This is a genomic window from Streptomyces sp. NPDC088747, from assembly GCF_044751025.1.
In the GTDB taxonomy this organism is placed as follows: Bacteria; Actinomycetota; Actinomycetes; order Streptomycetales; family Streptomycetaceae; genus Streptomyces.
The window spans coordinates 26,558-39,000 of record NZ_JBIVKZ010000023.1 but is presented as its reverse complement, the minus strand read 5'-3'; the positions used below and the strand labels follow the sequence as shown (position 1 = coordinate 39,000).

The 12,443-nt window shown below is 70.9% G+C and carries 10 protein-coding genes and 1 pseudogene; 5 read left to right on the top strand and 6 right to left on the bottom strand.

Annotated elements, in window-relative coordinates:
- Nucleotides 1–114: 114 nt before the first annotated feature.
- Nucleotides 115–2,907 (top strand): penicillin acylase family protein, encoded by a 2,793-nt coding sequence (locus tag ACIP79_RS37850; protein WP_401231285.1) that lies wholly within the window; start codon nt 115–117, stop codon nt 2,905–2,907.
- 130 nt (nt 2,908–3,037) lie between these two features.
- Here ACIP79_RS37850 and ACIP79_RS37845 read toward each other — a convergent pair whose 3' ends face one another.
- Nucleotides 3,038–4,276 carry an exo-beta-N-acetylmuramidase NamZ domain-containing protein gene (locus ACIP79_RS37845; protein ID WP_401231283.1) on the bottom strand — a complete coding sequence of 413 codons (1,239 nt, stop codon included), beginning with the start codon at nt 4,274–4,276 and terminating at the stop codon, nt 3,038–3,040.
- A 246-nt stretch (nt 4,277–4,522) separates the two neighbouring features.
- On the opposite strand from ACIP79_RS37845, the gene ACIP79_RS37840 reads away from it, so the two are divergent.
- The 3 genes from ACIP79_RS37840 to ACIP79_RS37830 are packed head-to-tail and all read left to right on the top strand — an operon-like array spanning nt 4,523 to nt 7,579.
- A complete protein-coding gene (locus ACIP79_RS37840; protein ID WP_401231280.1) occupies nt 4,523–5,287 on the top strand; it encodes an SDR family oxidoreductase in 765 nt (254 codons plus the stop codon).
- Nucleotides 5,284–6,951, top strand: a complete 1,668-nt coding sequence (locus tag ACIP79_RS37835) for an AMP-binding protein (RefSeq protein WP_401231279.1) — start codon at nt 5,284–5,286, stop codon at nt 6,949–6,951. Before ACIP79_RS37840 ends, ACIP79_RS37835 begins: the two co-directional genes overlap by 4 nt.
- 34 nt (nt 6,952–6,985) lie before the next feature.
- Entirely contained in the window at nt 6,986–7,579 is a 594-nt protein-coding gene (locus tag ACIP79_RS37830) for a TetR/AcrR family transcriptional regulator (protein WP_383688621.1), read from the top strand.
- Between the two features lie 99 nt (nt 7,580–7,678).
- Here ACIP79_RS37830 and ACIP79_RS37825 read toward each other — a convergent pair whose 3' ends face one another.
- The 3 genes from ACIP79_RS37825 to ACIP79_RS37815 form a co-directional block, all read right to left on the bottom strand.
- Entirely contained in the window at nt 7,679–8,893 is a 1,215-nt protein-coding gene (locus ACIP79_RS37825) for an acyl-CoA dehydrogenase family protein (RefSeq protein ID WP_387188528.1), read from the bottom strand.
- A gap of 6 nt (nt 8,894–8,899) precedes the next feature.
- Nucleotides 8,900–9,922 (bottom strand): phosphotransferase family protein, encoded by a 1,023-nt coding sequence (locus ACIP79_RS37820; RefSeq protein ID WP_401231275.1) that lies wholly within the window; start codon nt 9,920–9,922, stop codon nt 8,900–8,902.
- A gap of 164 nt (nt 9,923–10,086) precedes the next feature.
- Nucleotides 10,087–10,383 (bottom strand): hypothetical protein, encoded by a 297-nt coding sequence (locus tag ACIP79_RS37815; protein ID WP_401231273.1) that lies wholly within the window; start codon nt 10,381–10,383, stop codon nt 10,087–10,089.
- Nucleotides 10,384–10,506: 123 nt separating this feature from the next.
- Here ACIP79_RS37815 and ACIP79_RS37810 point away from each other — a divergent pair.
- Nucleotides 10,507–11,350, top strand: a pseudogene (locus ACIP79_RS37810) (NADP-dependent oxidoreductase); the annotation flags it as partial.
- A gap of 276 nt (nt 11,351–11,626) precedes the next feature.
- Here the strand turns inward: ACIP79_RS37810 and ACIP79_RS37805 are convergent.
- Nucleotides 11,627–12,034, bottom strand: coding sequence for a DUF202 domain-containing protein (locus ACIP79_RS37805; RefSeq protein ID WP_401231270.1), 408 nt, complete (start codon nt 12,032–12,034; stop codon nt 11,627–11,629).
- A complete protein-coding gene (locus ACIP79_RS37800; protein ID WP_383688193.1) occupies nt 12,031–12,423 on the bottom strand; it encodes a YidH family protein in 393 nt (130 codons plus the stop codon). Before ACIP79_RS37800 ends, ACIP79_RS37805 begins: the two co-directional genes overlap by 4 nt.
- Nucleotides 12,424–12,443 lie beyond the last annotated feature (20 nt).

Below are 12,443 nucleotides of genomic sequence, written 5' to 3'. Positions count from 1 at the left end.
CGAGGTGCGGGACCTCTCACCGGGTACCCGATCCGAAAAAGTGACGCATGTTCATCTTCAAACTCGGGGATACCGGCGGTAACGTCCGGCCCACCCCCGTCGCGAGGAGCTGCCATGTCACGGCGCACCCCACGCACCATCCTGGACAGACTGAGAACTCCCCGCAGATTGCCCAAGTTCCTGAAGACGACATCTGTATGCCTGCTCATTGCCGGTCTTTTGACTCCCCTTACCCAGGCATCCGCCGCGGATACGGGGATCACGGCGGCGGCCGGCGATTACTGCGGCAGTCAGTGCTCGGACATCCTGCCGCCCGGTGAGAACGGCAACGCCACCCTCGCCCAGATCCTGCTCAACCAGGTCTTCGGCACCCAGCCCGCGCACGCCGAGGACCAGCTCGGCCCCTACGCGAACCTGGCCTCGGGCTACTCGGCGCTCACCGACACCAAGATCAACGACTTCTTCAACGACGCCTCGTTCGGTGTCCCGGCCGACCAGGTGGAGTCGACCACGAAGCCCGCCGGACGCACCGACGTCACGATCGTCCGGGACAAGAAGACCGGTGTTCCCCACATCACCGGCACCACCCGCTACGGCACCGAGTTCGGCGCCGGGTACGCCGCCGCCCAGGACCGGCTGTGGCTCATGGACGTCTTCCGGCACGTCGGACGCGGCAAGCTGACCCCCTTCGCCGGCGGCGCCCCCTCCAACCAGGCCCTTGAGCAGCAGTTCTGGCGGACCGCGCCCTACACCGAGGCCGAACTCCAGGCCCAGATCGACAGCGTCACCGCCAACAACGGCGCCCGCGGTCAGCAGGCGCTCGCCGACGTCAACGCCTACCTCGCCGGCGTCAACGCCTACATCGACGCGTCGGACAGCGGCCGCTACTTCCCCGGCGAGTACGTACTGACCGGCCACAAGGACTCCATCACCAACGCCGGGACCATCGAGCACTTCAAGCTCACCGACCTGGTCGCGCTGGCCTCCGTCATCGGCGCGCTCTTCGGTTCCGGGGGCGGCGGCGAGGTCAACAACGCCATCTCGCTGCTGGCCGCGCAGTCCAAGTACGGCGTGGCGGAGGGCACCAGGGTCTGGGAGTCCTTCCGCGAGCGCAACGACCCCGAGGCCGCCCTCACCCTGCACGACGGCCAGAGCTTCCCGTACGCGACGAAGCCCGCCGTCGCCCAGGGCCAGGCGCTGCCCGACGCCGGCACGGTGACGCAGGAGCCGCTGGTCTACGACCGCACGGGCAGCGCGGCCACCACGGCCGCGGCCAGGACCTCGGCCGCGGCGGCCGACACCGCCCTGTCCTCGGCCAGGAAGGGCATGTCCAACGCCCTGGTGGTGAGCGGCGACCACACCGCGAGCGGCCACCCGATAGCCGTCTTCGGTCCCCAGACCGGCTACTTCGCGCCGCAGCTCCTCATGCTCCAGGAGATCCAGGGCCCGGGGCTCAGCGCCCGCGGCGCCTCGTTCGCAGGACTGAGCTTCTACGTCGAACTCGGCCGCGGCCAGGACTACTCCTGGAGCGCCACGACCTCCGGCCAGGACATCATCGACACGTACGCCGTCGAGCTGTGCCAGGACGACTACCACTACCTGTACCACGGCACCTGCACGGCCATGGACAAGGTCGAGCAGACCAACGCCTGGGTGCCCACCGTCGCCGACGGCACCGCCGCGGGCTCGTACCGCATGCAGGTCTACCGGACCAGGTACGGCCCGGTGGAGTACCGCGCGACGGTCGGCGGCAAGAAGGTCGCCTACACCTCCCTGCGCTCCTCCTACATGCACGAGGCCGACTCGATCATCGGCTTCCAGATGCTCAACGACCCCGACTACGTCAAGAGCCCGCAGACCTTCCAGGCCGCGACGCAGCACATCAACTACACCTTCAACTGGTTCTACGCGGACGCGAACCACACCGCGTACTACAACAGCGGCGACAACCCCGTCCGCGCCACCGGCATCGACGCCGAGTTCCCGGTGTGGGCCCAGGCCCCGTACGACTGGCAGGGATGGAATCCGGCCACGAACACCGCCACCTACACCGCCCCGTCGGCGCACCCCAACTCCATCGACCAGGACTACTACATCTCCTGGAACAACAAGGTCGCCAAGGACTACACGACGGCCCCGTGGGGCAACGGTTCCGTCCATCGCGGCAACCTCATCGACGACCGGGTGAAGAGACTCGTGACCGCGGGAGGCGTGACCAGATCCGCGCTCGTGAAGGCGATGGCCGACGCCGCGGTCGCCGACCTGCGGGGGGAGGACGTGCTCCCCGACCTGCTCAAGGTCGTCAACAGCCAGCCGGTGACCGACACCGCGGCCGCGGCGGCGGTGAGCAAGCTGTCCGCCTGGGTGACGGCGGGCTCGAAGCGCGCGGAGACCTCTTTGGGCTCGAAGACCTACGCCCACGCCGACGCCATCCGCATCCTGGACGCCTGGTGGCCGCTGCTGGTGAAGGCCGAGTTCGAACCGGGCCTCGGCACCGACCTCTACACCGCCATCACCGGGAACCTTCCCATCGACGAGGCGCCCTCGGCCGGACACGGCCCGACCGGGTCGCACGCCGGAAGCTCCTTCCAGTACGGATGGTGGAGCTATGTCGACAAGGACATCCGGGCGGTGCTCGGTGAACCGGTGCAGGGCGGTCTGGCGCAGAAGTACTGCGGCGGCGGCACCCTCACCGGCTGCCGGACCGTCCTGATCAGCACGCTGAAGGAGGCGGCGGGCAGGACCGCCGCCCAGGTCTACCCCGGCGACGACAGCTGCGCGGCGGGCAACCAGTGGTGCGCCGACTCGGTCATCCACCGCACCCTCGGCGGCATCAAGCACTACGGCATCAGCTGGCAGAACCGTCCGACCTACCAGCAGGTGGTGGAGTTCACGTCGCACCGGTGACGGTGTGAGGCGGTACCCGTCCGTGTCGGCCAACGAGTCCTCGTCCCGGACTCGTTGTCCGCGCGCGCGGGCCGTGACGCCGCCGCGGATCCCGTCGCGGCTCACAGCCACGACGGGCGACAGTCACGGCTCACCGATAAAGGAGATACTCCCCGCGCACGCGCCGGAACGCCGCCAGTTCGTCCTGCCAGGCGGCGACGACCTCGTCGGTGGCCGCCCCCGCGTCGATCAGGGTGCGGACGCTCGTGGACCCGGTGAGTCTGTCGATCCAGTTGTCGGTGCGCCAGGCGAAGCCGCTCCAGACCTTCTGGGCGGTCACCAGGAGTGCGACACCGGTCCGGACGGGGTCGAAGGCGGCCCGGTCGTGGACGTGGATCTGCACCCCGCCGATCGTCTTTCCCTGGAACTTGGAGAAGGTGGGAGCGAAGTACGCCTCCCTGAAGTCCACCCCGGGCAGGCCGAGTCCGGCGGCGGCCTCGGCCCAGTGCCGGTCGATGCCCTCGGCGCCGAGCAGTTCGAACGGGCGGGTCGTACCCCGGCCCTCCGACAGGTTCGTTCCCTCGAAGAGACAGGTCCCGGAGTACACCAACGCGGTGTCGGCCGTCGGCATGTTCGGGCTCGGCGGCACCCAGGGCAGGCCCGAGGTGTCGTAGAAGTCCGAGCGCCGCCAGCCCGACATCAGGACGGTCTCCAGCGGTACCGGCGCCGTCAGGAACTCCCCGTTGAACAGCCGGGCCAGTTCCGCCACGGTCATCCCGTGCGCCTGCGCGATGGGCTCCCGTCCGACGAAGGTCGCGAACTCCTTGTGCAGGACGGGCCCTTGGGCCGCCCGGCCGGTGACCGGGTTCGGCCGGTCGAGCACCACGAAACGCTTGCCGGCCAGCCGGGCCGCCTCCATGCAGTCGTACAGCGTCCAGATGTAGGTGTAGAAGCGCGCGCCCACGTCCTGGATGTCGAAGACGACGGTGTCCACGCCGGAGGCGGTGAAGATGTCGGCGAGCGGCCGGCCGCTCTTCAAGTACGTGTCGTAGACGGGCAGTCCGGTGGCCGGGTCGTCGTAGCGGCCCTCCGAGCCGCCCGCCTGCGCGGTGCCGCGGAAGCCGTGCTCGGGGCCGAAGACGGCGATCAGGTCCACCCGGTCGTCGGCGTGCATGACGTCGACGATGTGGCGGACGTCGCGGGTGACCCCCGTGGGGTTGGTGACGACGCCGACGCGCTGTCCGTCGAGGACGGCGTAACCGCCCGCGGCCAGGCGTTCGAAGCCGGTACGCAGCTTGCGGCCGCCGGATTCCTCCGCCGACGCCGGTACCGGCGTCAGGGCCGCCGCGGCGGTACCGGCGGCGAGCAGTGCCCGTCTGGACAAGCGCATGGTGTGACCTCCGTGATCGCGGAAGGCTGGCACGGGCACGCTAGGCGCTCCGCCGGTGGTTCGGAAGCCGCGGGCCGCCCGTGGCTGGTCGCGCCCGCGCGGCGGCGCCGCGAATGTCACACCCCGCGCCCCTGCGGGCGCTCCCCGGCCCCCCTTCCCTCGCTACATACCGACTGGTTAGTCTGGCGGACGCAGCGGTAGCCGTGCTGCGAGCAGAGCCGATTCTCGTCGCGTCGAAGGAGACCGATGGTGGAAGCCGTGCAGGATGCCGGAGTGATCGTCACCGGAGCGGGGGGCGGTATCGGGGCCGCGCTCGCCCGCCGCTTCGCCGCCGCCGGGGCCAGAGTCGTCGTCAACGACCTGGACGCGGCCAGGGCCAAGGCGGTGGCCGACGAGATCGGCGGCTTCGCGGTCCCGGGCGACGCGTCCACGATCGTGGCGGACGCCAGGGACGCGCTCGGCGGCACGGTCGACGTGTACTGCGCGAACGCGGGCGTCGGCTCCGGCGGGACCGAGGCCGCCGAGGAGCAGGTCTGGTCGCTCGCCTGGGACGTCAACGTCATGGCGCACGTGCGGGCGGCCCACGAACTGCTCCCGGCCTGGCTGGAGCGCGGCAGCGGCCGGTTCGTCTCCACCGTCTCGGCGGCCGGACTGCTCACCATGATCGGCGCCGCGCCGTACTCCGTCACCAAGCACGGCGCGTACGCCTTCGCCGAGTGGCTCTCGCTGACGTACCGCCACCGCGGTCTGAAGGTCCACGCGATCTGTCCGCAGGGCGTGCGCACCGACATGCTCGCCGCCACCGGCAGCGCCGGTGACCTGGTGCTCCAGCCCACCGCCATCGAGCCCGAGGCCGTCGCGGACGCCCTCTTCGCCGGGATCGAGGAGGACCGCTTCCTGATCCTGCCGCACCCCGAGGTCGCCGGTTACTACCAGGCGCGGGCCACCGAGCCCGACCGCTGGCTGGCGACCATGAACCACATCCAGCAGAAGTGGGAGGCGGGCCGATGACCGTGTCCCCGTACGCCGAAAAGCCCTGGCTGCACCTGCTCAACGACGTCCAGCGCGGACCGGTGAGCCCTCCCGACTCGCTGGTGCACGCCCTGCGCGCCGCCGTCACCACCGCGCCGGACCGACCCGCCCTCACCTACTTCGACGGCCGGCTGAGCTACCGCGAGGTGGACGAACTGAGCGACTCCGTCGCCGGACACCTCGCCGCGCGTGGCCTGGAGCGCGGCGACCGGGTCGCGATCGTGCTCCAGAACTCCCCGCACTTCGTGCTCGCCCTGCTCGGCGCCTGGAAGGCCGGCGCGATCGTCGTACCGGTCAACCCGATGTACAAGTCGGCCGAGGTCGCCCACGTCCTGCGGGACGGCGAGGTCGCGGCACTGATCTGCTCCGACCGCGCCTGGGACGCGTATCTGCGCGAGACGGCCGCCGACTCGCCCGTGCGGATCGCGCTCACCGCCTGCGAGCTGGACTTCCAGACCCGCGGCGACGCGCGCGTGCTGACCTTCGAACGGCTCCCGGCCGCCGAGGACGCCGACGACCTCGTGACCGTCGCGCGGCAGGGCCACAAGGCGCCCGAAGGCCGCGACCCGGGCCCTTTCGACATCGCGCTGATCAGCTACACCTCGGGTACCAGCGGCGCCCCCAAGGGAGCCACCAACACGCACGGCAACATCATGTACAACGCCGAGCGGCAGCGGACCGGACTCGCGCTGCCCGAGGCGCCCGTCTACTTCGCGATGGCGCCGCTGTTCCACATCACCGGGATGGTCTGCCAGCTCGCCGCCTGTCTGACGAGCACGGGGACCCTGGTCCTCACCTACCGCTTCGAGTCGGGCGTCGTCCTCGACGCGTTCGCCGAGCACCGGCCCCTCTACACGGTCGGCCCCTCGACCGCCTTCATGGCCCTGGCCGCGCACCCCGCCGTCACCCCCGCGCACTTCGCCTCCTTCGCGAACATCTCCTCCGGCGGCGCGCCGCTGCCGCCCGCCCTGGTGGAGAAGTTCCGGGCCGGGTTCGGGCCCTACATCCGCAACGGCTACGGACTCACCGAGTGCACCGCCCCCTGCGCCTCCGTACCGCCCGCCCTGGAGGCACCCGTCGACCCGGTCTCCGGCACCCTCGCGGTGGGCGTGCCGGGCCCCGACACCGACGTACGCATCCTGGACGAGGCGGGCCAGGAGGTGCCGCTCGGCGAACAGGGCGAGATCGTCGTACGGGGTCCGCAGGTCGTGCCCGGCTACTGGCGCCGCCCCGAAGCCACCGCCGAGACCTTCCCCGACGGCGAGCTGCGCACCGGCGACATCGGTTTCATGGACTCCGAGGGCTGGCTCTACGTGGTCGACCGCAAGAAGGACATGATCAACGCGTCCGGCTTCAAGGTGTGGCCGCGTGAGGTCGAGGACGTCCTCTACAGCCACCCCGCGGTGCGCGAGGCGGCCGTCGTCGGGATACCCGACGGGTACCGCGGCGAGACAGTGAAGGCGTACGTCAGCCTGCGGCCGGGGGCCGACGAGGCCCCAGAGACGTTCACCGCCTACTGCGAGGAGAGACTGGCCGCCTACAAATATCCGCGCCAGGTGGAGATCCTGCCCGACTTGCCGAAGACGGCGAGTGGGAAGATCCTCCGTCGGGAACTGCGTTCCCGACCGCAACAGAGCAAGTAGCACGGCAGAACATCGAGAAAGGCAGGTGGCGGCAGTGCCCAGAACTACGGACGGTGACGGCACGCCCGTCCCGCAGCGGCTCTTGGCCGCCGCCACCCGGCTCTTCGCCGAGCAGGGCTACGACCGGACCTCCGTGCAGGAGATCGTCGAGGCGGCGGGTGTCACCAAGGGGGCGCTCTACCACTACTTCGGCTCCAAGGACGACCTCCTGCACGAGGTCTACGCGCGCGTGCTGCGCCTCCAGCAGGAGCGCCTGGACGCGTTCGCGGACTCCGACGCGCCCGTCGAGGACCGGCTGCGGGGCGCGGCGGCCGACGTCGTCGTCACGACCATCGACAACCTCGACGACGCGGCGATCTTCTTCCGCTCCATGCACCACCTCAGCCCCGACAAGCTCAAGCAGGTGCGTGCCGAGCGCCGCCGCTACCACGAGCGCTTCCGCGCGCTGGTCGAGGAGGGCCAGAAGAAGGGCGTCTTCTCCACGGCCACTCCGGCCGACCTGGTCGTCGACTACCACTTCGGCTCCGTGCACCACCTGTCGACGTGGTACCGCCCCGACGGCCCGCTCACCCAGCAGGAGGTCGCCGACCAGCTGGCGGACCTGCTGCTGCGCGCGCTGCGTTCCTGAAGTCCCGGAGCCCGGGGGACGACGGGGCCCGGAGGACGACGGGGCCGTTGGGGCGCGCAGCCGCCAACGGCCCCGTCGTGTCCCACGGGTGACGCGGTGTCAGAGGTGCTTCTTGATCTCCCGCCGGGCCAGCGACCGCTGGTGCACCTCGTCGGGGCCGTCCGCGAGCCTCAACGTCCGGGCGCTCGCCCACAGTTCGGCCAGCGGGAAGTCCTGGCTCACGCCGCCCGCGCCATGCAGCTGCACCGCCTTGTCGAGGATGTCGACGACCGTGCGCGGAGTGGCGATCTTGATGGCCTGGATCTCCGTGTGGGCACCCTTGTTGCCGACGGTGTCCATCATCCAGGCGGTCTTCAGGACGAGCAGACGCAACTGCTCGACGGCGACCCGGGAGTCGGCGATCCAGTTCTGGACCACGCCCTGCTGGGCCAGCGGCTTGCCGAAGGCGGAACGGGACACGGCCCGGCGGCACATCAGCTCGATCGCCCGCTCGGCCATGCCGATGAGCCGCATGCAGTGATGGATCCGCCCCGGACCGAGCCGCGCCTGCGCGATGGCGAAACCGCCGCCCTCCTCGCCGACCAGGTTGGCCACCGGGACCCGGACCTGGTGGAAGGCGACCTCGGCGTGCCCGCCGTGCGAGTGGTCCTCGTAGCCGTACACCTGCATGGCGCGCCGGATCTCCACACCCGGGGTGTCACGCGGCACCAGCACCATGGACTGCTGACGGCGGATGTCGGACCCCTCCGGGTCCGTCTTGCCCATCACGATGAAGATCTTGCAGTCCGGGTTCATCGCACCGGAGATGTACCACTTGCGGCCGGTGATGACGTACTCGTCGCCGTCCCGCTCGATGCGCGTGGTGATGTTCGTGGCGTCGGAGGAGGCCACCTCGGGCTCGGTCATCGCGAACGCCGAACGGATCTCACCCGCGAGCAGCGGTTCCAGCCACTGCTTGCGGTGCTGCTCGTCGCCGAACTGCGTGAGCACCTCCATGTTGCCCGTGTCGGGCGCCGCGCAGTTCAGCGCGGTGGGCGCCAGATGCGGGCTGCGGCCGGTGATCTCGGCCAGCGGCGCGTACTGGAGGTTGGTGAGCCCGGCGCCGTACTCGGAGTCCGGCAGGAAGAGGTTCCACAGGCCCTGCCGGCGTGCCTCGGCCTTCAACTCCCCGACCACGGCCGGGGTGTCCCACGGAGAGGCCAGCTGGGCGCGCTGCTCCTCGGCGACGCTCTCCGCCGGATAGACGTACTCGTCCATGAAGGCGAGCAGCTTCCCGCGCAGTTCCTCGGTGCGCGCGTCGAATGCGAAGTCCATTGCGGGTCAGCCTTCCTGAAGGGTGGTCAGGCCGTGCTCGATGAAGACGGGGGTGAGTTCGCCGATGCGGTCGAAGCCCGCGCCGACCGTCTGGCCCTGCGTGTAGCGGTAGTGGATGCCCTCCAGGATCACGGCGAGCTTGAACCACGCGAACGCCGTGTACCAGGAGACGGCCGACACGTCGCGCCCCGAACGGGCGGCGTACCGCTCGACGATCTCGGCCGGATCCGGGTGCCCGGCGGCCGAAGCGGTCGTACTGATGGGGGAGTCGGGCAGTTCGAGCGGGTGGCTGTACATGACCATCAGCCCCAGGTCCGTCAGCGGGTCGCCGAGCGTGGACATCTCCCAGTCCAGGATCGCGTTGATCCGGTCGTCGGGGCCGATCAGCACGTTGTCGAGCCGGTAGTCGCCGTGCACGACGGTGGACGCGGGGGAGTCGGGCAGCGCGCGGCCCAGGGCCGCGTGCAACTCGTCGATCCCGGTCAGCTCGCGGTTCCGGGAGGCGTCCAACTGCTTGCCCCAGCGGCGCAGTTGGCGGTCGAGGAAGCCCTCGGGCCGGCCGAAGTCGGCGAGGCCCACCTCGGCGGGATCCACCGCGTGCAGCTCGACCAGCGTGTCCACGAGTCCGAGCACCGCGTCACGAGTGCGCTCGGGGCCGAGAGGGGCGAGCTCCTGCGAGGTGCGGTACGGCGTGCCCTCCACGAACTCCATGACGTAGAACGGCGATCCGAGCACCGACTCGTCCTCGCACAGCAGCAACGGGCGCGGCACCGGCACCGGCGTCGGGTGCAGCGCGCTGATCACCCGGTGCTCGCGCCTCATGTCGTGCGCGGTGGCCAGCACATGCCCGAGCGGCGGCCGCCGTACGACCCACTTCGCGGCGCCGTCCGTGACCTCGTAGGTGAGGTTCGACCGTCCGCCCTCGATCAGCCGGCCGGTCAGCGGGCCGTTCGCCAGTCCGGGCCGCTCGCGGTCGAGGAGCGCACGCAACCGGTCGAGATCAAGACCTGGCGGATGGTCTGGGCACATCGTCGCTCCTACACGCGGGGAAACAGGACATGACTATGATGCCGACCAGTCGGTATGTCGTCCAGCGGGTGTGCGAAACGTGATCGGCGTCTCCCCCGGGGCCCGGAGGCCGAGGATCGGGGGAGACGCCTGGTGACCGGGCCGTTCTGGGTGGCCGGGCCGTTCTAGTGGTCGTCCCAGTGGCCCTCGTGCTCGGCGTGCCGGTGGCCGTCGTGCACGTAGTCGACGTGGTCGCCGTGCTCGACCGCGGGGTGTCCGCAGTCGGCGCCGTGCTGGTGCCCGTGGTCGGCGTGCGCGGTGTGCCCGCTCGGCTCGCACTCGTCCCAGTGCCCGGAGTGCTCGCGGTGCAGATGCCCGTCGTGCGCGTAGTCGACATGATCGCCGTGCCGCACCGCGGCGTGCCCGCAGGTGGGGCCGTGGGCGTGCTCGTGGGCGGAGTGCTCGGCGTGGAGGGTGGTCATGGCGCTCACCTTCGGAGGGTTTCAGAGTGGTTGAGAGGGGGGGGAACGACGGCTCAGACTAGCGGCAAAAAGCACCTCAAATCATCCTATTCCGGCTTGCGTGCCGCCTGTGGGGCACGGAGGCTCGACAGCATGCTGGAAGCGGTCTTCCCGGTGATCCCCGGCTGGGACGTCTCCGGCGTGGTGGTCCAACCCGGCGCGGCCGTCACGGAGTTCGAGGTCGGCGACGAGGTCATCGCGTACGCCCGCGAGGACTTCCTCTCCCGCGGCACCTTCGCCGAGTACGTCGCCGCCCCCGTGCGCACCCTCGCCCGCAAACCGCTGAACCTCTCCTTCGAGGAGGCGGCGGGCCTGCCCCTGGTGGGACTCACCGCGTACCAGGTGCTGATCAGGGTCCTCGACGTGCAGGCGGGCGAGACCGTACTCGTCCATGCCGCGGCGGGCGGCGTCGGCTCGATCGCGGTCCAGCTCGCCCGGCACCTCGGCGCCCGCGCGATCGGCACGGCGAGCGAGCCGAACCCCGCGCCCGCCGGGATGGAGACGAGTACGTCATTGACGGCCAGAAGGTGTGGACCACCACGACTTCGTACGGTCCCTGGGCGGCGAGCCGGTCACCTACGGCGAGGGTCTCGCGGAGCGGTTACGGGCGCTCGCACCGGACGGTGTCGACGCCGCCTTCGACACGATCGGCGGCGAGACGATGAAGGTCTCCGCCGAACTGCTCGCTCCCGAGGGCCGGTTGGCCTCCATCGCCGACCCGGACGTCGTCACCTTCGGCGGCCGCTACTACTTCGTCCGCCCGGCCGCCGACGACCTCCAGCACCTGTCCGAGCTGGCCGAGCGGGGTGTCGTCTCCGTCCATGTCGCCGAGACGTTCCCGCTGGAGAGGGCGGCCGACGCCCATCGGCTGAGCGCGGAGGGCCGTACACGGGGGAAGATCGTGGTGACGGTGGACTGGACGGAGTGAGGCGGTGCCGCTGCCGGTCCGGGGCTGGCTGCCGGTCCGGGTCCCGCCGCTGGGCTGGTTCCTGGTCCGGGTCTCGACGCGGGTCCGACGCCGGTACGGATCCGGGGTCCGACGAGGTGCGGGTCCTCGTTCCGGTCCCGGTCCGGGGACGCCTGGCCGCACCCTGAACACCGGCCGTCCCGTAAGTTCCCCTGGACTCCGGCCGTCCCGTAAGTTCCCCTGGACTCCGGCCGTCCCGTAAGTCCCCTGGACTCCGGCCGCCCCGTGGCTCGTTCCTCAGAACACCAGCGCCGCGGCGCACACCGCCAGCGCCACCGTGCACAGGGTCGCGGCGGTCGCGTGCCGGGGGGTGAGCGCCGGCGGCCCTTCCCCGCCGGTCGCCGCCGCGAGCACCCGGATACGGCGGTGCGCGATGGCGAGGAAGGTCAGCCAGAGCGCGCAGCACAGCGCGCAGACGAGCACCCCGGTCACCGATCCGCCACCGTGCAGCGTCGTCTTCGCGGCCAGCACGGCGGCCACGGTGCTCGACAGTGTCGTACGCCGCCACGCGAGCCGCGTCCGCTCCGGTTGCAGGCCGGGATCCCGTTCCGCGCCCGTCTCCGCGGGCCCTCCCGCGCCCCGGTCACCACCCTGGCCCCCGCCCAGGTCCGCGCCCCGGCTCCCGTCCCGGGCGGGCCCCGTCATCCTTCCCAGCCGGCGAACACGACGACGACCATGGCCACGGCGACGACCGCGACCACGATGCTCAGCACGGCCGGAAAACGCGACACCGGCAGGTCCTCGCCCTTCCGCATCGCCAGCTCGCACCGCACCCAGTGATTGACCGCGCGCAGCGAGCAGAGCACGCCCGCCGCGAGCAGGGCGAGCGCGAGGCCGACGCGCCAGCCCCACCGCAGATCCGGCAGGAACTGGTCCACCGCGAAGCCGCCGCCGATCAGCGCCAGCGCGGTACGCAGCCACGCCAGGAAGGTCCGCTCGTTCGCCAGCGAGAACCGGTAGTCGGGCGTGCTGCCCTCCGCGTCGGCGTCCCGGGGCGCGAACCACAGCTGGACGTCACGTACGAATCCGATCACGCCCTGGACCCTACCGGGAG

What these genes read in the sequence shown, in the direction of transcription:
- ACIP79_RS37815 (WP_401231273.1), bottom strand. Translation starts at nt 10,383, where the DNA reads ATGACCACCCTCCACGCCGAGCACTCCGCCCACGAGCACGCCCACGGC.
- ACIP79_RS37845 (WP_401231283.1), bottom strand. Translation starts at nt 4,276, where the DNA reads ATGCGCTTGTCCAGACGGGCACTGCTCGCCGCCGGTACCGCCGCGGCG.
- ACIP79_RS37820 (WP_401231275.1), bottom strand. Translation starts at nt 9,922, where the DNA reads ATGTGCCCAGACCATCCGCCAGGTCTTGATCTCGACCGGTTGCGTGCG.
- ACIP79_RS37825 (WP_387188528.1), bottom strand. Translation starts at nt 8,893, where the DNA reads ATGGACTTCGCATTCGACGCGCGCACCGAGGAACTGCGCGGGAAGCTG.
- ACIP79_RS37850 (WP_401231285.1), top strand. Translation starts at nt 115, where the DNA reads ATGTCACGGCGCACCCCACGCACCATCCTGGACAGACTGAGAACTCCC.
- ACIP79_RS37805 (WP_401231270.1), bottom strand. Translation starts at nt 12,034, where the DNA reads ATGACGGGGCCCGCCCGGGACGGGAGCCGGGGCGCGGACCTGGGCGGG.
- ACIP79_RS37835 (WP_401231279.1), top strand. Translation starts at nt 5,284, where the DNA reads ATGACCGTGTCCCCGTACGCCGAAAAGCCCTGGCTGCACCTGCTCAAC.
- ACIP79_RS37840 (WP_401231280.1), top strand. Translation starts at nt 4,523, where the DNA reads ATGGTGGAAGCCGTGCAGGATGCCGGAGTGATCGTCACCGGAGCGGGG.